This window comes from Cytobacillus sp. Bac17 (assembly GCF_024519925.1).
In the GTDB taxonomy this organism is placed as follows: Bacteria; Bacillota; Bacilli; order Bacillales; family Cytobacillaceae; genus Cytobacillus; species Cytobacillus pseudoceanisediminis.
The window spans coordinates 194288-220043 of sequence record NZ_JALJRC010000001.1 but is presented as its reverse complement, the minus strand read 5'-3'; the positions used below and the strand labels follow the sequence as shown (position 1 = coordinate 220043).

Below are 25756 nucleotides of genomic sequence, written 5' to 3'. Positions count from 1 at the left end.
TAATGTCAGCAAAGCGTTCCTATTTATTTGTACCTGCTATATCTGAAAAAATGATGGGTAAAGCATTATCAAGTGGAGCAGACAGCGTAATTTTTGACCTGGAAGATGCTGTTGCCATAAATGAAAAAGAGATTGCAAGGGAAAGAGCAAAAAATTACTTATTAAATCATCTTGTCAATAAAGATGTATACATTAGAATCAATGACTTTACTACAGTGTATTGGAGAAGTGATATCGAGTGTGCGGTGGAATCAGGTGCTAATGGAATCATTGTTCCAAAAGCCGAAAGTGGCAGCAATATGAAAGTGATCTGCCAATCAGTGCTTGAGCTCCTTGAGAGATCGGGCAGAAAAGAGGATCGGTTTGAAGTACTGCCCCTTATTGAAACAGCTTCGGGCGTCCACTTTGCCTATGAGATTGCAAATTCTCATTCTCTGGTTCCAAGGCTGGTGTTTGGTTCTATTGACTATTCCCTGGATATAGATTGTGAATTGACCGATGGCGGAGAAGAACTTTATTATGCCAGATCCCAAATTGTCAATGCATCGAGAGCAGCCGGGATCGGCAGTCCAGTAGATGCAGTATATCCTGATCTTTCTAATGAGGAAGGGTTAAGCAGAGAGGCTTTAAGAGCAAGAAATTCCGGATTTAAATCCAAACTGGCCATCCATCCAAAACAGCTAAATGTAATCCATAATGTCTTTACTCCGGACGAAAAAGTTCTGCAAGAAGCTAGAGAAATTGTAGAAGCGTTTGAAGAGGCTGAACTAAAGGGCCATGCATCCATTTCGGTAAGAAATAAATTAGTGGATTATCCTGTATATAAAAAAGCAAAAGGGCTTTTACAATATTCAGGTTTTTAAGAGGAGAGATGAAAATGGTAACCAGCCAAATTGCCAGAAATATCAACCATACAAATTTTGGACAAATCAGCAGAAGTGCTGTATATGAAGCAAAGAGAAGTCTATTAAACTGGCTCGGTGTTGCTATTGGAGCAGCCTATCATGATTCAATGGACAAAGTGCTAAATGTATCAAGATTGATGGAGAGCAGCCCGCAGGCATCTATTCTTGGAAGAAATGAAAAGACTGATATGCTTTTCGCAGCTTTGTTAAACGGTATGTCTTCCCATATTTATGACTTTGATGACACACTGCTTGAAACAGTTCTTCACCCTTCTTCCCCTGTTTTTCCTGCTGTATTAGCTTATAGCCAATATAAGAAAAAAACCGGGAAAGAGGTTTTAGAGGCATTTATTTTAGGCTGTGAGGTTCAGGCTAGACTTGCCCTGGCTGTATACCCTTCCCACTACTGGCGGGGCTGGCATATTACCGGCAGCGTTGGAGGAATTGGCGCTGCTGCAGCAATGAGCAAGCTCTTAGGGCTTGACGAGGAGAAGACTTCTTTTGCTATTGGGATAGCCGCAACCGATCCTACCGGGTTAAGGGAAATGTTTGGAACAATGACAAAGCCTTATCATCCAGGAAAAGCAGCGATGAATGGGATGCTTGCTGCATTCATTGCAGGCGAAGGGTTTACAAGTTCTAAACAAGCATTGGAAGCAGAGCGCGGATTTATCAATGTTTTATCAGAAGAAACTAAAATGGAACTGCTGACAGATAACTGGGGAGATAAATGGGAAATTGAGAAAAACAGCTATAAACCATTTGCCAGCGGCATTGTCACCCATCCAGCCATTGATGGAATCATTGCCATTCAGAAAGCACATAACCTAAAAGCAGAAGAAGTGGAAGAAATTCAGGTTACAGGACATCCGCTAGTTAAAGAACTGACCGGAAAAACTGATTTTAAGACAGGACTTGAAGGGAAATTTAGTGTTTACCATTGCGTTGCAGCAGGGTTCCTTCATTTAAAAGCAGGCGTGAATGAGTTTACAGACGATTTCGTTAATAATCCGAAAGTAAAGGCTTTAAGGTCAAAAATACACCTAACGATTGATGAGAGTATTAAAGAAGACCAGGTCAGATTAACGGTAAAATTGACAGATGGCAGGGAACTCAGCCATTACGTTGAGCATGCTACAGGCAGCATGGATCTGCCAATGACTGATCAGCAATTGATTGAAAAATTCAAGGATGTAACTGGAAATATCATCAGAGAAGAAGCCAAAGAATTACTTATTGATCAGGTATACCGCCTAGAAGAAATAGAAGATTTGGAAGGATTTTTTCAGCTGTGCACACCAGTTGAATCAGCCAGCCGTATTTAGGAAAAAGAAAGAAGGAGAGTAAATTGGGTTCTCCGAATACCAAGGCAAAAGTGAATTTTATGCCAAAGTCATCCTGGGTAAATTCCATTGGGTCTTCAAAAACATTTACCCTGATGCTGGGTGCTGCTCTGTCTGCATCTATTTACACTGTTCTGCCTGGAAGCAGTGATTCTGCCAAAATAATGCTCGCCCTTTTAGTCTTAAGTGTCTTTTACTGGACATTTGAACCTTTGCCGCTCGGCGTTACTGCTTTACTGCTGCTAGTGTTAATGCTGTTATTTAAAATTGTGACCATGGATATTATCTTCAGCGGTTTTTCCTCACCAGCCATTTTTTTGATAATAGGGGGAATGATGCTGGCAAGAGGTGTTAATGATACCCCACTTGCTAAGAGACTGGGATATTTAATTTTGGCGAAGTGGGCCGGCACAGCAAAAGGTTTATTGGCGAGCATTTTGCTCATCCCTCAGGTGCAGGCTTTTTTTATCCCTGCAGTAGCTGTAAGGACTACCCTGATTTTACCTGTTGCTTTAATGGCGCTCGACCATATAGGGGTAAAGAAGGATGGAAACCTGCGGAAAATGATTCTGCTTGGTGTTGCATTTGGCGGAACAATCAGCGGAACGATAGTCATGACGGCAGCAATCGGGAATATTTTGACTGTAGAATTATTGAAGCAGTTTTTAGGGATTCAAATAACTTATTTACAATGGTTTATGTACACGGTTCCCATTTGGCTGCTTTTAATTCCGTTATCCTGGCTGGTATTAATCAAGTCCTTTCCCTTGCCAAAAGAAAATGAAGAATTTCATCATTTGAAGGAGGAAATGAACAGGAAGCTGAAGGAGTTAGGAACTATCAATACAGATGAGAAAAAATGCATCGGAATTTTAATTCTGATTGTAGGTTTATGGTTCATTGAACCCCTGCATGGTCTCCACCCAAGCATACCTACCCTGATAGGTGTTATATTAATGGCATTTCCAGGTGTGGGCTGTTCAAAATGGGCTAACATGGTGAAAATCAATTTTGATACTATTCTCATAATGGGTGTAACATTATCGCTTGGCTATGCTTTTAATCATTCGGGCGCAGCTGAACTCGTTGGGGCTACTTTGAGTGTGGGCTGGATCATCGATCTGCTTCGCTCTCCAATTATTGCTGTTGCTTCCATATTAATTATTACGCAAATTCTGCATTTGGCAGTTGCCAATGTCTCAACAGCAGTTGTAACGCTTATTCCTATTTTTATCGGGCTGTCAGACAAGTCAGGTGCAGATCCGGTATTAATATGTCTAACGGCTTCACTCGCATGCCTGCATGGATATATTCTTGTAGTTGAAGCAACTCCCAATATAATTGTTCATAGTACAGGCCAGATTCAGCAGAAAGAGTTTATTGTTCCAGGAATCTATATGACCATTATTATGGTACTAGTTACAATGTTAACTGCTGTAACTTGGTGGAACTGGATCGGTTTTTTATAAAACTAGCTCTATTAAAGATTTTAGATTTGAGCATTAATCACCCGATTCTCGAAACTGCAATCGCATTTCCTCATGGAGTTCATGCCTAATGCTTGTTCCGCGGAAGTTCCGATCAGCCCGCCTGCGTTAAGCGACGAGTAGTATCGAACCGCTCGCTTCCTGCTTGAGTACCTGGAGCAAAAACCAGCAGGCGAATTTAAATCTATAAAATTGATTAAAATGTCAGAAAAGTATAGACAATAACTTTTGGATCCTGTATCCTAAAGCTAAATTAGGATAAGGAAAGGTATTTGAAATATGTCTATGAATCAGGATTTACGAATTGAGAATAGAGATACACTCCACTTAAAAGTATGCAATGTCATAAGAGAAGCAATTATCAGAGGGGATTTTAAGCCTGGCGAGAGGTTAAAGCAATCAGATTTGGCGGACAAAATGGGCGTTAGCCGAATGCCCGTCCGGGAAGCATTTAGAAAGCTGGAATCTGAGGGTCTTATTAAGCTTGAGCCACATAAAGGCGCTGTAGTGAAATCAATCAGCATAGAGGACATTGAAGAAATATATGCCCTTAGATCAGAGCTCGAGAAAATGGCTGTTTACCAAAGTGTTGATTTATTAACAGAAGAAGATATCGCACAGCTCTCTTCCCTTGTTGCTGAAATGGAGAATGCCAATGATGCAGACGCTTTCGTACAGTATAACATTGATTTTCACCGCTTGCTCGTAAAAAGGTGTAATTGGGAACGTCTTAATTCATTTATTGGGACCTTGTGGAACGGCCTTCCGCAGCAAACCCCACACCTTTTAAACGGGCAAATTGAAAACTCCAACACTGAACATAGAAAAATTCTTGAAGCCGTTATCAAGAAAGATAAAGATACTGCCGCTAATATTGTCTCTAAACACATATATCGAACAGGAAAGTCATTAATAGAAAGTATAAAAAAAGAAGGGAAGTAAATTCCCTTTTTTTATAAATTGGATCCAATTTCCAAGGGGAGGACTATGCAAATGGGCAGAATGTTGGAAGATGCGAGTAAAACCATTCTAAAAGAGAATGGAATACCCGTACCTGGCCATTCCGTTATTTCCAGCAGTGAACAAATTATTGATCAGCATTTAGTAAAGCCCTGTGTGATAAAAGCACTTGTACCAGTAGGAAAAAGAGGAAAAGCCGGGGCGATTAAGTTTGCCGATACAGTAGAAGAGGCAAAAGTCAAAGCTGATGAGATTTTTCAAATGACAGTTAGAAATTTCCCGGTAGAAAAAGTATTGATAGAAGAAAAGATTGATATAGATGAAGAATGGTATGTATCTATTACAATCGATCCGCAAAAACAGGTTCCTGCTATTATTGTTACTACAGAAGGCGGAGTAGAGGTAGAAGACTTGGTAAAAGATGCACCGGAAAAGGTAGTAATCTATCATGTAGAACCCTTTAATGAGCTTCATCCATTCCAGGCGAAAGAAATCTGGAGCGAATTAGGGATAACTGGAAAACCATTAACGAAGGCTGCGGCAATTCTTTGCAAGTTATATCAGGTGTTCTTGAAATATGACTGCTATATTCTTGAAATCAATCCATTGGTTCTCACCAAAGATGAAAAGGTTATGGCAGCTGCCTCTGTTATGGGTGTAGATGATTCAGCCCTATACCGCCATCCGGAACTTGAAGGCATGGTTGAATCAGGAAGCGAGCGTTCCTGGAGGCCTTTAACACAGCTGGAGAAGGAAATGGTAAAAGTCAATGACGCTGATTATCGCGGGACTGCACGTTATACCGAAATGGATGGCGGGGAAATCGGATTTATGTGCGGTGGTGGAGGAGGAAGTTTATTAAGCTTTGATGCTCTTGCCAATTTAGGAGTTGTGCCGGCAAATTACACGGAAACGGGAGGCAATCCGCCTGAAGAGAAAGTAAAAGGATTAACAAAGGGCATCCTCTCAAAACAAGGAGTCAAAGGATTATTTGTCGCTCATAACATCACCAATAATACACAAATAGACGTGATGGCCAAGGGGATTGTAACAGCCATTCAGGAATTAGGAATCGATCCTAAAGTCTTTCCAATCGTTGTGCGGGAAGCAGGAGTTAATGATGAGGAAGGAAAGAAAATTTTCCAGGAAGCAGGCATTACGTATTTTGGTGAAGATTTAACGATAGAAGAAGCAGCTGCAGAGATGGTTAAAAAGATGAGAGGAGTGTCCTAAAATGCCCATTTTAATCAATCAAAACACCAGACTGGCTGTACAGGGAATAACTGGCCGTGAAGCTTCTATGATTGTCAGCCATACACTTGCCTATGGTACGAGGATTTATGCAGGCATTACACCGGGAAAAGGCGGGCAGTATGTGCAAGGGGTTCCAGTATACGATACGGTGGCCGAAGCAGTAAAAAAGCATGGTATTAATGCAACTCTTATTGTTGTGCCTCCTGCGTTTGCATTGGATGCTGTTCTCGAAGCAATTTCCAATGGAATTAAGCTGATTGTTGTTACAACAGAAAATATACCTCAGCATGATGCAGTAAAGCTGCTTTATGCTGCACGGAAAGAAAATGTAACGATCATTGGGCCTAATACTGTCGGCATGATTAACCCTAAGGACCGGATCAAAATGGGGTCCATCGGTGGTGACCGCCCTGAAAGGTGTTTCATTCCTGGAAATGTCGGTGTTATTTCCAGAAGCGGCGGAATGACTGCCGAAACATCCTGGATGGTAAAAAGAGCAGGCTTTGGTGTTACAACCAGCATAGGGATTGGCGGAGATAGTCTGATCGGAACAACCATTAGGGACCTTCTTGTTTTGTTTGAAAAAGATGAGGAAACAGAAGCGGTTGTTACTTTTTCAGAGCCTGGTACATCCTTTGAAGAAGAGGCTGCTCAATTGCTTAAAGAAGGAGGTTTTACAAAGCCGCTAATTTCATTTGTTGCCGGGAAGTTTACAGAATCCATGCCTGAAGGAACAGTTTTTGGCCATGCGGGAGCAATGATTTCAGGCAATACGGGCCGACCTTCCTTAAAGATGAAAGCGCTTAAAGAATCAGGGGCGCATGTGGTTGAAAAGTACGACGATATCATCAGCGTTTTGCAAAAGGTATTAGGTTCAAAGGTAGGTGAGGCAAAATGATATCGAAAAGTTTGGCTGAATATGCAGTTGAAGTAAAATATGAGGATTTGCCAAAAGAAGTTGTGGAATTTACAAAACTATGTATTTTGGATTGGTATGGATCTGCACTGGCAGGCAAGGGTGAAAAACCGATTCAAACTATATTGGAATTGGTACAGGAGTGGGGAGGAAACGAGCAAGCAACCCTTATTACCGGAGGGAAATCTTCTGTTGGCAACGCCTGTTTAGTCAACGCAGCTGCCAGCCACATTGTAGAACTGGATGATATTCATAAATCGTCGATTATACATGCAGGAACAGTTGTCATTCCTGCAGCTGCTGCTGTAGCTGAAGCCTATAACTTAAACGGAAAAGAATTAATTACCGCTGTAGCTGTTGGATATGAAATTTGCTATAGAATAGGTGAGGCCGTCTCGCCTTCACATTATTATTACTGGCATAACACAGCAACATGCGGGACTTTCGGTTCCGCTGCGGCAGCGGCAAAGCTTTTGAACCTAACCGTTGAGCAAACGATGTATGCTCTTGGAAATGCTGGCTCCCAGGCAGCAGGATTATGGGAATTTATTGAGGATGGGGCAAATACAAAACAGCTTCATACGGCTAAAGCTGCATACAATGGAGTGCTGGCAGCCTTGCTGGCGAAAAAAGACTTTACCTCTGCCTCCAGGATCCTTGAAGGCAGAAGAGGATTTTTCAATGCGATGTCAGAAAAATATGATTCAGAGAAGATCACCAAGAACCTTGGCAAGGAGTATAAGATAATTGAAAATAGCTTTAAAATACATGCATCCTGCCGCCACACCCACCCTGCAATGGATTGTGTCCAAGCCATCATGAAGGAAAACTGCCTCAGCTATGAACACATACAAAATATTTCCATTCTCACCTACCAGACTGTGCTGAATATCACAGATAACCCAAATCCTGAGACCGTATATGCTTCTAAATTCAGCAGCCAATTTTGTTCAGCCTTAATCGCTCTTAAAGGGTCTGCATCTATAATCGATTATAATGAAGAAATTTTACAATCTCCTGAAGTACGTGAGCTCATGAAAAAAGTCACTGTTGCTGTGGATCCATATTATGAAAATGCGTATCCGGAAAAATGGGGTGCAAAGGTTGTCATTACGCTGAATGATGGCAGCATCTTCTGTAAAGCAACTGATTATCCTAAAGGGGATCCGGAGAAGCCTGCCTCTAGGGAAGAGCTGATTAAAAAGTTTAAAACAATGACCTTGGACAAGATATGGAACACGGATGAACATATCCAGGCTGTTTTGCGATTAGAGGAAATTGATACTGCAGAATGGATGTCTTTGGCTTTGGGGGAAGAGCAATGCAAACAAACACAGTAGTTTCTCTTTCATCTTCAAGGGGGAGATTTTTTTTTACCAGATTGCACTCACTAGCGGGACTTATCCCGCTAGGCCTTTTTTTAGTTCAGCACTTAATGGGAAACGCCTTGGCTATTTTGGGCAGTGAAAAATATGATGAACATGTCCAGTTTATGCTCAGTCTGCCATTTCTGCTTTTTCTTGAGATTGGATTTATCGCTCTTCCTTTACTGTTCCATGCTATTTATGGAATCTATCTATCATTTATTTCCAAGCCAAACGCTCACGTGTACAAATATAATCGAAATATTAACTTCTTTCTGCAAAGAGTAACAGGAATGATCACCTTTATTTTTGTTATCTATCATGTATGGGCACTAAGAATTAGCCCTGCAATCAGTGGAACCCAAGTGAATCACCAGCTGGTAGGCGAGCATTTGGCAAATCCTTTTATGATGATTTTCTATATTGCTGGTGTATTAAGCACAACCTACCATTTTGCAAATGGGGCATCAACTGCTCTAATTACTTGGGGAATCACAGTTGGCCCAGCTTCCCAAAAAATTGTCCGTAATTTATGTTTTGGATTATTTGTTGTACTTGCAGCTTTGGGAATCGGAAGCTTAATCTCGTTTATCAGTTAAGTTTGAACCATAATATTAGGATTTAAACGGAGAGGGGATCATATGAAGAACCAGGAAATTATAGTTATTGGCGGAGGCTTAGCCGGATTAATGGCCGCTATTAAAATAGCAGAAGCAAAAACGAAGGTGAAATTGTTTTCCCTTGTTCCGGTTCGCCGTTCCCACTCTGTGTGTGCCCAGGGGGGAATTAACGGCGCAGTCAATACAAAGGGAGAAGGGGATTCTGCATGGGAACACTTCGATGATACGATCTATGGAGGCGATTTCCTAGCAAATCAGCCGCCTGTAAAAGCTATGTGTGAAGCTGCCCCGGACATCATTTATTTACTGGCCAGAATGGGCGTTCAATTCAACCGGACAGAGGAGGGGCATATTGATTTCAGAAGGCTTGGCGGAGCTAAATACTCCCGCACAGCCTTTGCTGGATCGACTACCGGTCAGCAGATACTGTATGCGCTTGATGAGCAGGTCAGAAAATATGAAGCAGAAGGTTTGATAGAAAAGTATGAGTATTGGGAATTAGTATCCCTTATTAAAGATGATGAGGGAAGATGCCGCGGAATTGCTGCACAAAATTTAAAATCAATGGAAATTCAAACTTTTAAATCAGATGCTGTTATCTTAGCTTCCGGGGGAATCGGAAACATCTTTAGAAAAAGCACCAATTCCATTATAAATACCGGGAGCGCACATAGTATTGCATACCAGCAAGGGGCCAGGTATGCAAACGGAGAATTCATACAGATTCATCCAACAGCTATTCCGGGAGATGATAAGCTCCGGTTAATGTCAGAGTCAGCCCGGGGTGAAGGAGGAAGAGTTTGGGTCTACCGTGATGGTAAACCATGGTACTTCCTCGAAGAAAAGTATCCGGCTTACGGGAATCTTGTGCCTAGAGATATTGCAACACGGGAAATTTTTCATGTTTGTGTAGACCTCAAACTTGGAATCAATGGGGAAAATATGGTTTACCTGGATCTTTCCCATCTGCCTGCGGAATTATTGCAGCGCAAGTTGGGTGGAATTCTTGATATTTATGAAAAATTTGTTGGTGATGATCCAAGAAAGCTGCCAATGAAAATCTTTCCTGCCATGCATTATTCAATGGGAGGTCTTTGGGTGGACTATAATCAGATGACCAATATTCCCGGCCTTTTTGCATGCGGAGAATGTGATTACCAATATCATGGAGGAAATCGGCTTGGGGCCAATTCATTAGTTTCAGCAATCTATGGCGGATTGGTGGCAGGTCCCAATGCTGTCACCTATATTAATGGACTTGAAAAATCATATGAAGACCTTCCATCATCGTTATATGAATATGAACAGCGAAAGCAGGAGGAAGAGGTTGAAAAGATTTATAAGTTGAATGGACCCGAAAACCCATATCAGCTTCATGTCGAGATGAGTGATTGGATGGTTGACAATGTTACGGTGGTCAGATATAACGACCGGCTCCAGCGAACAGATGAGAAGCTTCAGGATCTTCAGGAACGCTTCCATAACATTGGTATAGATGATACCTCCAGATGGCATAACAGAACAGTTCCGTTTGTCCGCCAGCTAAAAAATATGCTTGAACTTGCAAGGGTTATTACCGTAGGAGCACTTAACAGGAATGAGAGCAGGGGAGCCCACTACAAGCCTGAATATCCGGAAAGAGATGACCAGAACTGGCTAAAAACAACAATTGCCACCTATACTCCCTTCGGACCTAGCCTATCCTATGAGGCGGTAGATCTTAAATATATAGCTCCAAGGCCAAGAAGATATGACATTGTCACATCAGGGAAAAAAGAAGAACCATCAAACGCATAGAGAGGAAGGTGATCATATGGCAGATGCCGATATTATGCTGAGGATCAAGCGTAAAGATGCTGAGAATACTGCGTTTTACTGGGAGGAATTTAATATCCCTTTCCGTAAAAATATGAATGTTATTTCAGCGTTAATGGAGATACAGAAAAACCCGGTTAACGTACAGGGAGAAAAAGTCAGCTCAGTAGTTTGGGAGTATAATTGCCTGGAAGAAGTCTGCGGTGCATGCAGCATGAAAATAAACGGAAAAGTCCGGCAAGCATGTTCTACATTGGTTGATCGCCTGGAACAGCCAATCGTTTTGGAGCCTATGGAAACATTTCCTGTTGAAAAGGACCTCGTTGTGAACAGAGAAAGGATGTTTAGCGCCCTCAAGAAAATTAAAGGCTGGATACCTATTGACGGAACTTATGCTATGGGAGCTGGACCGCTGATTACTTCAGAGGGTCAGCAGGAAGCATATAAATATTCCACCTGTATGACATGCGGCTGCTGCCTGGAGGCCTGTCCCAATGTTAATAGCGGTTCTCCCTTTATTGGGCCTCAGGCATTAGGCCAGACAAAGTATTTTAACATGCATCCAACTGGAGCTCAGCAAAAGAATCATAGATTGGAAGTTGTCATTAGCGAGGAAGGGATAGCAAACTGCGGGAACTCCCAGAATTGTGTTCAGGTTTGCCCGAAAGAGATTCCATTAACAACAGCTATCGCAGAATTAAATAAAGATGCAAATCGCTATGCACTAAGGAGCTGGCTGAATAGATGATTGGGTTACAATATTACCAATATGACGTATTGGTAATCGGCGGTGGCCAGGCGGCTTTGGCTGCAGCCATTCCGCTAAAGAAGAAGGAGCATCAGTGGCTTTGATCACAAAGGGAAAAGCAGGGCTTGGGGGATCTTCAGTTATTTCAGATAGTGTACACTCGGCCATTTTTTCTCCTGGAGATTCCCCCGATCAATTTTTGCCAGGATATATTGGAAGGCAACAGGCATTTATCTGATGAAAGGTTAGCAAGAGTTTTAGCAGAAGAATGTACAGACAGGGTGAACGAATTAGAAAGTAAATTTGGAATCAGCCTTGAAAGGGAAAAAGTGATCATTACTCCCGGCCATTCCTTTCCGAGAAGGGTTTATGCAGGAACAGGACTTGGAAGAAATATTACAAAATCAATGGGGAAATATGCAATGGAACTAGGAATTGATTTTTATGAACAGTCTGCAGTTGTTGACTTGATAAATGATCATAATCAAATAAAAGGTGCATTGATCCAAAGAGGCAAGGGGTTTCACATTATTCATTCGCCAGCCGTTATATTGGCAACCGGCGGTTTTGGAGGACTCTATCAATCTTCCGATAATCCAAGAGATGTTTCCGGGGAAGGAATCGGCATGTCATGGAGGTATGGGGCTATTCTTGTTGATATGGAGTTTGTGCAATTTTACCCCTATCGTTTGCAGCAGCCCGAATATCCATGTTATGACAAGGATTTTTGGGAAAGGCGCTTATCTTTTAAACGAAAAACACGAACGGTTTATGGAAAAATACCCTAAGAAAGAGCTTGAAACAAGAGATATACTCAGTTATGCGATGTTTAAAGAAAATAAAGTCCTGATTGATTTTTCTAAAGTGGCAGAAGAAGTCCTAAAACGTGATAGTCCCTATTTGTATCGTCTGCGTTTGAAAGGGCATCAGGGTGAGTGGATTATGAGCCCTGTACAGCATTATTGCATGGGCGGTGTGCAAACAGATGAATGGGGAAGGACCAATATCCCACGTCTCTATGCATGCGGAGAAGTGACTGGAGGACTTCATGGAGCAAATCGTCTAGGCGGCGGGGCCTTGACTGAATCACTTGTTTTTGGCCGCCGCACAGGAAGAGTGGCTGTACAGGAGAATTCAATGGGTAATATTTCCGATATTTTCGATTATGGTATAAATGAATTGATAAATAACTCTTCAACGATTGATGAAGCTGAAGCAATCAAAAAAGTAAAAGAAATTATGTGGAAAAAAGTGGGGATTGAAAGATCCTCCCAATCCTTGCAAGAAGCTGCAGATGATTTGAACCAAATCGCATTAAATTTGGAGAATGAAAGCAGCATTCAGGCTCTCCAGTCTCGTGATAAAGTTCGATCAGCATGGGCATCCGCTTTTGCTGCGGCCTCAAGAAAAGAGAGCCGGGGGCACACAAACTTCAGGATTTTAAGGAAGAAAAGAAGGAATGGGAAGGCAAAAACAGAATTCAAAAAACAAGCATTCAATATGCTCCTGGAGCTTCGAAAGCTGAAATGCCTTAAAGATGAAAGGGGGAGGCTACATGAAAAGCATTACTTATGATGAGATTGTTGAACAGGTAGCAAAAATATGCCAGGAAGCCAATTTTGATTTGGGCCAAGACGTCGTTGAGGCTTTTCAAAATGCCTTGAAAAATGAACAATCAGAAACGGGAAAAGATATATTGGAGCAGCTCATTCAAAACGCAGATATTGCAAAGAGTGAACGGGTTCCTATGTGCCAGGACACTGGTGTCTCGGTATTCATTGTGGAAATGGGCCAAGAGTGCCATATTTCCGGTGGAAGCATTTATGATGCAATCAATGAAGGAGTAAGAAAAGGATACGAAGATGGCTATCTAAGGCATTCAATCGTTGATCATCCTATTACCCGGGAAAAAAGCAAAGGATATAACACTCCATCCATCATTCATCTTGAAATGATTCCTGGAGATGAATTGATCATTCACATGTCCGCAAAGGGAGGCGGAAGTGAAAATATGAGCAGTTTGAAGATGCTGAAGCCATCTGATGGGCTCGAGGGCATTAAGAAGTACATCATTGATACAGTTGCACAAGCGGGACCTAATGCATGCCCTCCTTTGGTGGTTGGAGTTGGGATTGGGGGGAATTTCGAAAGATGCGCCTATTTAGCAAAGAAATCATTGTTCAGGCCAATTGGCCACCGAAGTGAACGCCCTGAGCTTGCCCAGCTGGAAAATGAATTAATGGAAGAAATCAATAAACTTGGCATAGGGCCGCAGGGTATGGGAGGCAATACAACTGCCCTTGATGTAAAAATTGAAATAGAGCCCTGCCATATTGCTGCGCTGCCAGTGGCAATTAATTTAAATTGCCATGCAAGCAGGCATAAAGAAGTCAGATTATAGGAGGAAGCAATTTGTCAGCAATAAAAGTGACCATTCCTATTGAAGAAAATTTGCTGCTCAGTTTAAAAGCAGGTGAGCGGGTGCTGCTTAGCGGAACGATCTATACAGCGAGAGATGCTGCCCATAAAAGAATGTCTGAAGCCCTTGAAAAGGGGGAAGATCTTCCGTTCAATATTGAAGGACAAACGATTTATTATGTTGGCCCCACTCCTGCAAAACCAGGTCAGGTTATAGGATCAGCCGGCCCAACCACAAGCGGCAGAATGGATAAGTATACCCCTTCACTGCTCGATCGGGGCCTAAAAGGAATGATTGGAAAAGGTTACCGCAGCAAGGAAGTTATTGATAGCATGAAAAAAAATAAAGCTGTATATTTCGCTGCAATAGGCGGTTCAGGAGCATTAATCGCCCGCTCGATCAAGACGATGGAGGTCATCGCGTATGAGGATCTTGGGCCTGAAGCGATATATAAACTTACTGTACGGGATTTTCCGGCCGTCGTGATTATCGATAGTAATGGAACTGACTGGTATCAATTGGGGAAGCAGAAGTTTAATGATCAAAATGCCGGACTGGATTAGCAGACGATATTAAACAAAACCTTTGAATTAGATAGGGGTTTTGTTTTTTTGGAATTCATAAAAGAGGCAATTCCTTGAAAATAGATTCATTGGATTACCTTGTTCTTACTGTTGATAATATGGAAAAGACATGTGAATTTTATCAGAAAGCTCTTGGGATGGAGATTCATAGATTTGATGAGGGCAGAAATGCCCTTAAGTTTGGCATCCAGAAGATAAACCTGCATCAAAAAGGGAATGAGTTTGACCCAAAGGCTCTTCATCCAATGGCTGGTTCCGAAGATTTATGCTTCATTACGAGTGAAAAAATTGCTGAAGCAATAACACACTTACAATTAGGCAATATTTCCATAGAGGAGGTACCGTCGTCAGAACAGATGCAATGGGGGCTATAACCTTCATTTATGTTAGAGATCATGTCTCATTGAAATATCAAACTTAAAAGCAAAGTCCCAAAGAAGAAAATACTTTGGGACTTTGCTTTTATAGTTTAATTGACACATATTTTACTTCTAAAAATTCATCAAGGCCATGATGTCCGCCTTCGCGCCCAAGACCGCTTTCCTTTACTCCGCCAAAAGGAGCCTGTGCAGTAGAAGGGATGCCGTCATTTATCCCGACAATGCCAAATTCCAATTTTTCATAGGCAGTAATAGCCGTTTTTAAATTTTCAGTAAAGGCATAGGCTGCAAGACCATACCGGGAACTGTTTGCTTTTTCAATTACTTCATCTATACTGTCAAATTCAATTATTGGTGCAACCGGACCGAAAGTTTCTTCCTGCATGATTACCATATCTTCATGAACACCGCTAATGATGGTAGGTTCAAAGAAATAGCCATTCGAATACTCCTGAATTCGTTTTCCGCCGAGTTCGACATAAGCACCTTTTTCAACAGCATCATCAATATGGCTCTTTACTTTGTTAAAGGCAGCCTCATTAATGAGTGGCCCAATCTCAGCTCCAGGTTCATACCCTAAACCAACCTTTATTTTAGCTGCTTCTTCTTTAAGTTTCGCAGTGAATTTAGGAACAATTGATTTTTCAACATATATCCGATTTGCGCAAACACAGGTTTGCCCGCAGTTTCTAAATTTTGAAGCAATAACACCACTGACAGCCTTATCAAGATCAGCATCTGCAAACACGATTACAGGTGCGTGGCCTCCAAGTTCAAGAGAGATCTTTTTAACCGTATCCGCTGCACCTCGCATTAGAAGCTTGCCTACTTCTGTTGATCCAGTAAAGGTTATCTTGGCAACACGTTCATCCTGAAGCCATGTCTGGCCAATTTGCTTTGCATCACCGGTTATAACATTGATTACACCTTTTGGTATTCCTGCTTTTTCTGCAAGCTCAGCTAGTTTGATTGCGGTTAATGGCGTTAATTCAGCCGGTTTAATGACTGCAGTACAGCCAGCTGCCAGGGCGGGAGCAACCTTTCTTGTAATCATTGCAGCCGGGAAATTCCATGGCGTGATTGCTGCTACAACACCAACCGGCTGTTTAATTAAGAGTATTCTTTTATCCTGAAAAGAAGCGGGGACAGTCTCACCATAAATTCTTTTCGCTTCTTCTGCATACCACGAAAGGAAACTGGCAGCATACCCAACTTCTCCTAAAGCTTCTGAAACAGGCTTTCCTTGCTCTGCAACTAATATACGTGCTACTTCCTCTTTATTTTCCAATATAAGATCATGCCACTTTTTAAGTAAGGCACTTCTTTCATATGAGGTTGTCTGGGACCAGGTTTTAAATGCTTCATGAGCAGCATCTACTGCGAGCGCTGCCTCACTTGCCCCTCCATTCGGAACCGGACTGATAATTTCTCCGGTTGCTGGATTAATAACATCGAAGCTTTCCCCAGATTCGGCCTGTATCCATTCACCATTTACATACAATTTGTTAAGATCCGCCACTTTAATGCTCAAAATAATCAATCCTTTCTATTAATCTATAATAATTGTTGCTCGTGTAACTTCCCGTGCAGCTGACTTATCTAAAGCTTCCTGTATTTCATCAAGTGTAAACTCGGCATCAAGCATTTGCTCAAAAGGATATTTATCAATTGATGCAGAGAGGAAATCAAGAGATTTCCGCAGGTACCATGGGTTATACCTTACGATCGGAAGGATTTTAATTGATTTTCTTGTTAGCAGTCCCGGGTCGAACTCTGTAAATTTGCCGATAGATACGTTTCCAATCGTGACATACTTACCGCCTGGACGGATTAAATGGATTCCTTCCGAAAAGGCGGCAGGCACACCTGCAAGCTCCATGCCGATATCAGCACCTCTTCCAGTCGTTAGTTCCAGAACCGCTCTTTCCCTTTGCTGAAGAGTTGAATAATCATTCATATCAATTACGTAGTCAGCACCAAATTTTTTGGCTTGTTCCAGCCTGCTTTTGATTCCATCAATGACAATAACTTTTGCCCCTTTTTCTTTTGCAATAGCAGAGGCATATAAACCTAAACCGCCAGCACCCTGAATAACAATGGACTGATTATAGCGGAGGTCCGCTTCTTCAATGCCGAAATACACCTGGGAAAGAGCACAATTGGCACTCGCAGCTGCTACATCAGGTACATTTTCAGGCACCTTATAGAAGTATTGATTTTCGTGAATGTAATAGTGAGTAGCAAATGAGCCATGAAAATGCGGTTCAACTTCCGGCTGTTTTGTCCAGAATTCATAGGCATTTTCACAAAGATGAAATGTGCCTTCCTGGCAAGGGCTGCATTTTTTGCAAGTCAGGAAATAAGTAGAAACAATCCGATCTCCGACTTTGACTGCATTTCCAGCGTAATCCTTTGTTACCCCTTCACCAAGCTCATGTATGGTTCCAATCATTTCATGTCCCAGAACTCCCCGTTTAATACTAGGATGATGGCCTCTCCAAATGTGCAATTCTGATCCGCACACATTTGTCCTGGTTACCTTAACTACAAGTGAGCCTGGCTGAGGAGAAGGGATGCTGTATTCCTGGTACTTGAGATTTAAAGGTTCGGTCATGACGGCCACTTTGCCTGTTTTAACGGCTGTTTTTTCTGTCATTTTTAATCACTCTCCTATTATTTTAGATATCTATGCTGAGATATCATTACTTCCAAATACTCTTTCAATTTCTTTCTCAGTTGGTTTTGCTGTCGCTAAGGTAACTATATACATAGCTGCCATTCCAATTAACACAGAGATACCTGCTGCACCAAACGGATTTGTAAAGCCAAAGCCGATTGGAAGGTAGATAACCCAGTAAGATATGGAGCCCGCTAGCATCGATGTAATGGCAGCTGTCTTTGTCGATCTTTTCCATAAAGTTCCCACACATAAAGGTCCTGCTGTTGCTGAAACAATTCCTCCAATACCTATCCAAAGGAAGACGGAAAGTGATTGAGGAGGGTTCCATGCCATCAAAATAGCAGCCCCTAATACAACAAATGTGCCATACCGGCTAATCATCATCTCTACTTTCTCTGCTTTTTCAGGGGCAATTCCTTGCCTCGGCACAATGGTTTTTCTGTAAATATCGTTTGCCAGAATCTGAGTTAGAGATACTATCAGGCCATCAGATGTAGACATAATGGCTGAAAGCACTGCTACTGCAAAAAGTCCTGCAATGATTGGCGGAAACAGTTCATTGAAGAGCACTGGGATTACCTGGTCAGCTGCAATATTGGCACTGGGGTCAATTAAGGCAATACCCAGCAAACCTCCTAGTGTCATAGCCGGCAAAGTAGTTGCAACAATTGTGCAGAACATAACTAGTCTTTTTAGTTCTTTGCCTGATTTAATGGCCATGAATTTATTGCCTATGTGCGGAAGGATGCTGAATGGAATATGTGCCACAAATAGCAGGAACACAAGCCATGCACTGCCATAAGTAATATCGCCCGGCTTAAATAATACATCCAAAGAGCCTTCAGGTCTTCTTTCTTTTATAAGGTCCATCATGCCTGAAAAACCGCCTTCAACTCCGCCTCCTGTAAGGAAAGTAACTATTACAACAAGAGCGATCACAAGCATTAAAAAGCCCTGCACAGCATCAGTCATGATATCTGAGTGTGATCCGCCCATAAACACATACGCCGCTAACACGATCCCTGTTAAAAAAAGCCCATATTTATAATCAAGCCCCATCATGGTTTGGAACATAGTTGCAGCGGCAACAAATTGGGAGACTACATAGAAGATTAACAAAATTGAAACAAGAGCTAATACAATTCTCAAAAAGTCACTATTGAAACGTTCTCCCATAAATTCAGGAATTGTCCTGGTCCCAAATTTATCTCCGAACTTTTTTACATAGGATGCGATCAGGAGCATCCCGAACACAGTTGCAATAGGATAAAGAATAGGGTACCAAAGGCTTGGAGCACCCATGCTATAGGCTAAGCCCGGCATACCCATGAAGGTTGAGCCGCTTGCAATTGTTGCAGTAATGGCCAAACCCAGTGTGATAAAGCCATATGAGGAGCGAGCGGTTGCAAAATCGTCGGAGTTTTTGGTTTTCATCATGCCTAGCCAGCCCATATAAATCATTGCAATTAGAAAAAGAACCATAAAAATCCAGGAATACATAATTGTTGCGTTATTGACCATTTCATTCACCCCGCATATCGAGATTAGTCTTCATTAATTACATCTGTTTTAAATAAAATAAAAGCCATAATAACCCAGGAAGCCAATACTAACCCAAGGTACCAAACCAGAATCACTGACTGTCACCTCCTTTCAAAATGTTTGAGCAGTTTTCCTTAATGTGAGGATAGTTAGATAGAAGATCCAGATTTTTAGATGAATGCTCTAATAAAAAGTATTTTTTTCTCTCGGAGCTCGCGTCAGGATCAAATAATATTGTGTAGGGCAGATAAACAACTTCTTCTTTAACTAATTCAATAACAGGAGGAGTCCAAATTCTCTTATAGTGAATATAGTATTTTCTTACGAATTCTCTGCTATCAGCTGCAAGCTTTACAGGTGATAGAGAGGGCTCTATAATTGTGTATTCTTCCGCATCATACTCAGCAAAATCCGGAAAAAAGTCAGCAAGTCCTGTACTGCCTCTCGTAAGATCTGCCCCGGTAATGGAGCGGCTTTTTACCTCCTTCTGAAAAAAACTTTTATATAAAACATCCCAAACTGAAAAAAGAGCTGGAAAAAAATATGTGTCTATTATTTTAAGCTGTCTTCGTTTTATATCTTGTGAAGCCTTTTGTATTTCCGACTTTTCCATAACTTTTAGGCTATATATTTTTTTCATATTATCCCTCCGAAAGCGCTGTCATTTTTATTAATGCAAAAACCATGCCAAAAAATAAGCGCTGACTCCTAGATTTCTCTTTGATATAATAAGGACGGAATATTTTTCTGAATATATATTTTATTTTAATAAATCTGAATAATAATGATCATCCTAAGTGTTGCGTAATCGCAACACATCTTGCTGTTTTGCAACAGAAAGGGGTTTTATTTAGTGATAATTGAAACGGAATGGATTAAACATCAAAATCACTATGAGGATTATCTGGAACTTGAAGCGGCTATCAATGCATGCCAGGAAGGGATCTACATTTGTGATGCAGACCTGAAGTGTGTCAGGATTAATTCTGCTTACACAAGAATTACCGGGCTTACAGAAAATGAATTAATCGGTAAGACAAGCACTGAACTTGAGAAAAACGGAACGATTTCAAAAGCTGTAGCTGTAATTGTTAAGAAAGATAGAAAGGTAGTCTCCTTAATTCAGAAGTTTAGAAGCGGAAAAAATGTGTTAGTTACCGGAACACCTGTCTTTAAGGATAGAAAGCTATTCAGAATCGTCATTACTGCAAGAGATTTATCAGAATTAAGTCAGCTGGAAAATCAGCTAAATGCTGCGGAGGAAAGATCAGAGCGTTATCTTAGGGAACTAAGTCTATATAAAGAACATGTAAAAAGCGAAAAGATTGTTGCAAATAGCCAGCAGATGAAAACAATTATAAATTTTATTCCAAAAATCTCAAAAGCAGATTCCCCTGTATTGTTGCTGGGAGAATCAGGAACGGGTAAAGAAGTTGTCGCCAGACTTATACACGAGACAAGCTATAGTGAAGAAAGCCCGTTTATTAAAGTGAACTGTGGTGCTATCCCAGGGGATTTATTGGAATCCGAACTTTTTGGCTATGTAAAAGGGGCCTTTACAGGCGCTAGTGAAAAAGGAAAGCCTGGCCTAATTGAAATTGCCGAAAATGGAAGCTTGTTTTTAGATGAAGTCGGCGAACTGCCATTAAAGCTGCAGGTAAAATTATTAAGAGTCCTTCAGGATTTTGAAGTCACAAGGCTTGGAAGCACGAAATCCAAAAAGGTAAGCTTCCGCCTTATTTGTGCCACTAACCGCCCTTTAAAAGAAATGATGGAAAAAGGAGAGTTCAGAGAGGATTTGTTTTACAGGATTAACGTTCTTCCCATTACCATTCCTGCATTACGGGAAAGAAAAGAGGATATTATTCCATTAATTTTAAAAACAACTGAAAAATTATCCTCCAGATATGGGACACTCAAAACGATTTCTCCAGACGTATTCAAAATACTTGAAGCTTACCATTGGCCAGGAAATATCCGCGAACTCGAGAACGTGATTGAACGAATTTTCATCATGACAGACGATCAATCGATTACCGTTAAGGATCTCCCTTCAAACATAGCTGCAGACAAAGTCAGCAAGGAAACATATACATTAAAAGAAAAGATGCAAATCATTGAGCGGGATATTATTGAAGACATGTTAAAGCAAAGTTCAAGTTTAAGAGAGGCAGCGAAGAAACTCGGGATAGATGCTTCTACGTTGACTAGAAAATGTCAAAGGTATGGGATAATCCAATCATAATACAGAAGAATTGTTCGAATAGTTATTATTCTGAAAAATAGAATGGATGTTTCTTTTATTAATAAAACATTCAAAAAGAGTCAGAGGACTCTTTTTTTTGTTTAAAAACGAATGGATATAAAAAATGTTTTGAATATTCATAATAATAATTGAAATTGAAGATTGGATACAGTATCCTATTTATATAAAGCTAAGACTTTTCCAACAAACCTATGGGGGAATTATTCTATGAAGTTAGTAAACGAAGTAACGATCTATGAAGTCGGTCTTCGGGATGGGCTTCAGCTTGAATCAAAGGTACTGACAGCAGAAGAGAAGCTTGAAGTCTTTAATTTATTGCATGAGGCAAAGGTATCTGAGGTTGAATTTGGTTCATTTGTCCATCCCAGGTTAGTGCCGCAAATGGCGAACACGTCAGATTTCTATTCTCAAATTCAGCAGCATGAAGCAAAAATGCAGCTTGTTGCCCTAGTCCCAATTTAAAAGGGCTTGAAATTGCCCAGGAAAATGGTGTCCGTTCTGTAAATTATGTAATTTCAGCGAGTAATACTCATAATCAGCAGAATGTACGCCAGACAACAGAAGAATCCCTGAAAAGCTTTAAGGTTTTATCTCAATTTGCATCTGAAAATAATATTGGATTGAATGTAACAGTTGCAACTTCATTTGGCTGTCCATTTGAAGGAATTGTTCCCCAGAATCGAATTATGAAAATATTAGATACACTCCTTTTACATAACATCAACAGAATTACAATTGCAGATACAACTGGCATGGCCAATCCCAAACAGGTGTATACCTTAACAAAATCAGTTGCAGATGAATGGAGAAATTTTGAATTTGGCTGCCATTTTCATAATACAAGAGGTATGGGAATGGCGAATATTCTTGCCGGTATGGAGGCGGGAATCAGGATTTATGATTCTTCTATAGGAGGAATTGGAGGCTGTCCATTTGCCCCTGGTGCAACAGGGAATGTATGTACAGAAGATGTTGTTCACATGCTTGAGGAAATGGGAGTAAAAACCTCCATTGACCTTGATACGCTAATTGCTGCTTCTCATAAATTAAAAGAAATACTTGGCCATGATTTGCCTGGGCAAGTAGCAAAAGCAGGAAAAAGCTCCCGAAAGTATCCGGTACCGAACTGAATTATACATTAATTATTTGAAGGGATGAGTTAGATGTTAGTGCAAACCTATGAAACGATTAAACTAGAATGTCCTCCAGATCAGGAAGGGGTTGTGCAAATAACTTTAAATCGGCCCAATTCAATGAATGCCATGAATACAAAAATGGCATTGGAATTAATTGAAGTATTGGATGAATTAAAATATGACGAAAATGTAAGGGTTCTCATTATAACGGGTTCTGGCACGAAAAGTTTCTGCGCAGGAGCCGATCTTAAAGAACGGAATGGCATGACACAAAAAGAATGGAAAAAACAGCATGACTATTTTGAACAAGTAACGGAGAAAATCCGTGAATTTCCTTATCCGGTAGTTGGAGCAGTAAATGGGTATGCATTAGGAGGAGGAATGGAAATCGCACTAAGCTGTGATATTAGAATTGCGGCTCCCCATGCAGGAATGGGCCTTCCTGAATCTAAATTAGGGCTTATTCCGGGAATTGGGGGAACACAGCTCCTTCCACGGATCATTCCTATAGGTTTGGCTAAGGAAATGCTTTTCACAGGCAAACGGATTGGTGCTGAAGAAGGAAAGCAGCTCGGAATTATCAATCATATTTTCTCGAGCGAAACACTCACAGAAGAAACGGTTAAACTGGCTGAAACTATTGCTGCTAATGCGCCGCTTTCTTTAAAAGCGTTAAAGAAAGCAATCAATAAAGGAACAGAAACAGATTTAGCAACAGGGCTGGCATTTGAACTGGAGGCTTATTATAGATGTGCAAATTCTGAAGATCGATTGGAAGGCATCTATGCATTTAATGAAAAGCGTCCGCCACAATGGAAAGGCAAGTAAAAATTTATAAATAAATTTAATTTTTTGGAGGGAACAGAGATGGCAAATAATACACATACACAAACAATGGAAAATACGGAACATGAAATGATAAGGAAAAGTGTTCGCACTTTATGTGAGCGCTTTCCTGAAGAATACTGGAGAGATACAGATGAGAGAGATGCCTATCCTACAGCATTTGTCAAAGCTTTGACTGACGAAGGCTGGCTGTCGGTGCTCATTCCTGAAGAATTTGGCGGCGCCGGTCTTGGGATGAAAGAAGCAGGCATAATCTTAGAGGAGATTAATCGCTCAGGCGGGAATGCAGGAGCTTGCCATGCTCAAATGTATACGATGGGCGCATTGCTTCGGCACGGAAACGAGGAGCAAAAGCAAAGGTTTCTTCCCAAGATTGCCAGTGGCGAATTAAGGCTTCAGGCTTTTGGCATTACTGAACCAACGGCAGGAAGTGATACAACAAGTATTCAAACTTTTGCTGAGAGAAAGGGAGACAAATATATCGTTCATGGCCAAAAAATTTGGACCTCCCGTGCTGAGCATTCAGATTTAATGATGCTCCTGGCTAGAACGACACCGAAAGACCAGGTGCAAAAGAAAACAGATGGACTTAGCCTTTTTATTCTGGATATGAAGGAACAGGCAGATAAAATTGATATCCGGCCAATTGATACGATGATCAATCATGCTACAACTGAAGTCTTTTTCGAAGGGGCCGAAATTCCTGCTGAAAACCTGATTGGCGAAGAAGGCAAAGGCTTCCGCTATGTGCTTGGAGGAATGAATGCAGAACGCATTTTAATAGCCTCTGAATCAATCGGAGATGGGATGTATTTCGTTGATAAATCGGTTCAATATGCAAATGAGCGTGTGGTATTTAACAGGCCAATCGGGCAAAATCAAGGAGTTCAATTCCCGATTTCAAGGTCGTATATGGATATTCAGGCAGCGAAATTAATGCGTGATAAGGCAGCCGAGATGTTTGATGCGGGTATGGATTGCGGTGCAGAAGCGAATATGGCTAAATACCTTGCATCAGAAGCCACCTGGCGTGCAGCAAATGCAGCCATGGACACATATGGCGGATATGGTTTTGCTAAGGAATACAATATTGAACGTAAATTTAGGGAAGCCCGGCTGTTTATCGTAGCTCCTATTACCAATAACCTCGTTGTAAGCTATGTTGGCCAGCATGTTCTAGGGCTGCCGCGTTCATTCTAAAAACAAAATCCGAGGACCATTATTATATTTGGTCCTCTCTTCAATTAGGAGGAGGAACCAGGATGGCAGGACCGTTATCGGGTATTACAATTGTGGATGTTACAACAAATATTTCCGGCCCCAGTTTAACTATGATTCTCGCGGATTTAGGTGCTGAAATCATCAAAATTGAAAGGCCAGTTACTGGGGACGACTCAAGGGGCATGGGACCCTTTTGGGAAGGAGAAGGCGTTTATTTCCTTCATATAAATCGCAATAAAAAATCAGTTGTCATTGACCTTAAGAAGGATGATGGACGAAAAATTGTTTACGATCTTGTTGAGAAAGCTGATGTGTTTGTGGAGAACTTCCGTTATAAAAAAGCAGAAAAAATGGGAATTGGTTACGAAAAATTAAAAGAAATAAATCCTTCACTTGTTTATTGTTCTTTATCTGCTTACGGCCAGGACGGACCTTTGCGAGAAAGATCCGGGTACGATGCGATCGCTCAGGCGGATTCCGGCATTATCGGGATTAACGGAGCAGAAGGATCAGAGATTGCAAGAGTTCCTGTTTCTGTGCTGGATCAGGGAAGTGCTATGTGGGGAGCCATTGGCATTATTTCTGCCCTTTTTCATAAAGAAAAAACGGGAGAAGGCCAGCTGGTAACAACCTCGCTATATGAAACAGGCGTTTTTTGGGTTGGCTACCATATGCTATCCTGGCTTGCTACAGGGAAGGAACCCAAGAAAAATGGTGCTGGCCACACAGCTTTTGCACCATATGGGGCGTTTTATGCAAGTGATGCACCCGTCATGATTGGAATATCCAATAATTCATTGTTTAGCCGTTTATGCAAAGTGCTGGGTAAAGAAGAATGGGTTACAGACACAAGATATGAGACTAATCCTAAAAGAATTGAAAATAGAGAGAATTTGAGAGTTGCCATTGAGAACATACTGCAATCAAAACCTGCTGATGAATGGGTAAAACTTTTGGCAGAAGCCGGGGTACCGAGCTCAAAGGTAAAAAAGATCTCAGAAGTTGTGGGCGATGAGCAGGCTGAAGCCATCAAAATGTGGGAGAGTGTGGCACATTCGAGCATTGAAGGATTTAAGCTTCCGCGGCTTCCTTTTGAACTAAGCATGTCACCAGCAGAGATTAAACAAGCTCCTCCAAAGCTGGGAGAAAATTCAAAGGATATCTTAAAAAAGCTTGGGTATGATGAAGCAAAGATTGAGGAATTATTAAGTGATAAAATCGTTCAAACAATTGAAGAAAAAGCACAAACCAGGTAGATGAGAAGTATTGC

The 25756-nt window shown here is 41.2% G+C and carries 23 protein-coding genes and 1 pseudogene; 20 read left to right on the top strand and 4 right to left on the bottom strand.

Translation table 11 applies throughout. From position 1 onward, the window contains the following. Positions 1-2 precede the first annotated feature (2 nt). The 15 genes from NR125_RS01100 to NR125_RS01030 all read left to right on the top strand — a co-directional run bounded on the left by NR125_RS01100 (position 3) and on the right by NR125_RS01030 (position 14789). Entirely contained in the window at positions 3-863 is an 861-nt protein-coding gene (locus tag NR125_RS01100) for an HpcH/HpaI aldolase/citrate lyase family protein (RefSeq protein ID WP_009334867.1), read from the top strand. A gap of 14 nt (positions 864-877) precedes the next feature. Next, the gene (locus NR125_RS01095) at positions 878-2230 is read left to right on the top strand and encodes an MmgE/PrpD family protein (RefSeq protein WP_050807828.1); all 1353 of its coding nucleotides are present in this window, start codon (positions 878-880) and stop codon (positions 2228-2230) included. A 59-nt stretch (positions 2231-2289) separates the two neighbouring features. Then, positions 2290-3717: an SLC13 family permease gene (locus NR125_RS01090; protein WP_139266853.1), complete on the top strand. Its 1428-nt coding sequence runs from the start codon at positions 2290-2292 to the stop codon at positions 3715-3717. Positions 3718-4014: 297 nt separating this feature from the next. Next, complete coding sequence (locus NR125_RS01085; RefSeq protein ID WP_009334862.1) at positions 4015-4677, top strand: GntR family transcriptional regulator; 663 nt, start codon at positions 4015-4017, stop codon at positions 4675-4677. A 51-nt stretch (positions 4678-4728) separates the two neighbouring features. Next, positions 4729-5928 carry an ATP-grasp domain-containing protein gene (locus NR125_RS01080; protein ID WP_009334860.1) on the top strand — a complete coding sequence of 400 codons (1200 nt, stop codon included), beginning with the start codon at positions 4729-4731 and terminating at the stop codon, positions 5926-5928. 1 nt (position 5929) lies between these two features. Then, positions 5930-6847 (top strand): succinate--CoA ligase subunit alpha, encoded by a 918-nt coding sequence (locus tag NR125_RS01075; protein WP_009334859.1) that lies wholly within the window; start codon positions 5930-5932, stop codon positions 6845-6847. Continuing rightward, positions 6844-8205, top strand: a complete 1362-nt coding sequence (locus NR125_RS01070) for an MmgE/PrpD family protein (RefSeq protein WP_009334858.1) — start codon at positions 6844-6846, stop codon at positions 8203-8205. The genes NR125_RS01075 and NR125_RS01070 overlap by 4 nt, the downstream gene beginning before the upstream one ends. Beyond that, complete coding sequence (locus NR125_RS01065) at positions 8187-8828, top strand: succinate dehydrogenase cytochrome b558 subunit (protein ID WP_009334857.1); 642 nt, start codon at positions 8187-8189, stop codon at positions 8826-8828. Before NR125_RS01070 ends, NR125_RS01065 begins: the two co-directional genes overlap by 19 nt. Before the next feature lie 42 nt (positions 8829-8870). Further along, positions 8871-10646, top strand: coding sequence for a succinate dehydrogenase flavoprotein subunit (sdhA, locus tag NR125_RS01060; protein ID WP_009334856.1), 1776 nt, complete (start codon positions 8871-8873; stop codon positions 10644-10646). Between the two features lie 16 nt (positions 10647-10662). Further along, positions 10663-11412, top strand: a complete 750-nt coding sequence (gene sdhB, locus NR125_RS01055) for a succinate dehydrogenase iron-sulfur subunit (RefSeq protein WP_009334855.1) — start codon at positions 10663-10665, stop codon at positions 11410-11412. Positions 11413-11564: 152 nt separating this feature from the next. Next, positions 11565-12200, top strand: a complete 636-nt coding sequence (locus NR125_RS01050; protein WP_198286713.1) for an FAD-binding protein — start codon at positions 11565-11567, stop codon at positions 12198-12200. Continuing rightward, entirely contained in the window at positions 12184-12987 is an 804-nt protein-coding gene (locus tag NR125_RS01045; protein ID WP_034297121.1) for an FAD-binding protein, read from the top strand. The genes NR125_RS01050 and NR125_RS01045 overlap by 17 nt, the downstream gene beginning before the upstream one ends. After that, entirely contained in the window at positions 12968-13813 is an 846-nt protein-coding gene (locus NR125_RS01040) for a fumarate hydratase (RefSeq protein WP_009334853.1), read from the top strand. Before NR125_RS01045 ends, NR125_RS01040 begins: the two co-directional genes overlap by 20 nt. An 11-nt stretch (positions 13814-13824) precedes the next feature. After that, positions 13825-14394, top strand: coding sequence for a Fe-S-containing hydro-lyase (locus tag NR125_RS01035; RefSeq protein ID WP_034297118.1), 570 nt, complete (start codon positions 13825-13827; stop codon positions 14392-14394). Positions 14395-14468: 74 nt separating this feature from the next. Beyond that, positions 14469-14789 carry a VOC family protein gene (locus tag NR125_RS01030; RefSeq protein WP_009334851.1) on the top strand — a complete coding sequence of 107 codons (321 nt, stop codon included), beginning with the start codon at positions 14469-14471 and terminating at the stop codon, positions 14787-14789. An 88-nt stretch (positions 14790-14877) separates the two neighbouring features. On the opposite strand, the gene NR125_RS01025 is transcribed toward NR125_RS01030, so the two are convergent. The 4 genes from NR125_RS01025 to NR125_RS01010 all read right to left on the bottom strand — a co-directional run bounded on the left by NR125_RS01025 (position 14878) and on the right by NR125_RS01010 (position 19657). Further along, positions 14878-16320, bottom strand: coding sequence for an NAD-dependent succinate-semialdehyde dehydrogenase (locus tag NR125_RS01025; protein WP_034297187.1), 1443 nt, complete (start codon positions 16318-16320; stop codon positions 14878-14880). Positions 16321-16344: 24 nt separating this feature from the next. Then, positions 16345-17451, bottom strand: a complete 1107-nt coding sequence (locus NR125_RS01020) for a zinc-binding dehydrogenase (protein ID WP_009334849.1) — start codon at positions 17449-17451, stop codon at positions 16345-16347. A gap of 30 nt (positions 17452-17481) precedes the next feature. Beyond that, positions 17482-18996: a sodium:solute symporter family protein gene (locus tag NR125_RS01015; protein ID WP_009334848.1), complete on the bottom strand. Its 1515-nt coding sequence runs from the start codon at positions 18994-18996 to the stop codon at positions 17482-17484. Positions 18997-19108: 112 nt separating this feature from the next. Next, positions 19109-19657 carry a hypothetical protein gene (locus tag NR125_RS01010; protein WP_192908537.1) on the bottom strand — a complete coding sequence of 183 codons (549 nt, stop codon included), beginning with the start codon at positions 19655-19657 and terminating at the stop codon, positions 19109-19111. A gap of 213 nt (positions 19658-19870) precedes the next feature. On the opposite strand from NR125_RS01010, the gene NR125_RS01005 reads away from it, so the two are divergent. The 5 genes and pseudogenes from NR125_RS01005 (at position 19871) to NR125_RS00980 (ending at position 25742) form a co-directional block, all read left to right on the top strand. Further along, positions 19871-21262 (top strand): sigma-54 interaction domain-containing protein, encoded by a 1392-nt coding sequence (locus tag NR125_RS01005; protein WP_009334846.1) that lies wholly within the window; start codon positions 19871-19873, stop codon positions 21260-21262. A 228-nt stretch (positions 21263-21490) separates the two neighbouring features. Further along, positions 21491-22413 (top strand): annotated as a pseudogene (locus NR125_RS00995) (hydroxymethylglutaryl-CoA lyase). 33 nt (positions 22414-22446) lie between these two features. After that, the gene (locus tag NR125_RS00990) at positions 22447-23247 is read left to right on the top strand and encodes an enoyl-CoA hydratase/isomerase family protein (RefSeq protein WP_009334845.1); all 801 of its coding nucleotides are present in this window, start codon (positions 22447-22449) and stop codon (positions 23245-23247) included. Between the two features lie 39 nt (positions 23248-23286). Next, a complete protein-coding gene (locus tag NR125_RS00985) occupies positions 23287-24465 on the top strand; it encodes an acyl-CoA dehydrogenase family protein (RefSeq protein ID WP_009334844.1) in 1179 nt (392 codons plus the stop codon). Positions 24466-24527: 62 nt separating this feature from the next. After that, on the top strand, positions 24528-25742 hold the full coding sequence (locus NR125_RS00980) for a CaiB/BaiF CoA transferase family protein (protein ID WP_009334843.1): 1215 nt from the start codon (positions 24528-24530) through the stop codon (positions 25740-25742). The last annotated feature ends 14 nt before the right edge of the window (positions 25743-25756 follow it).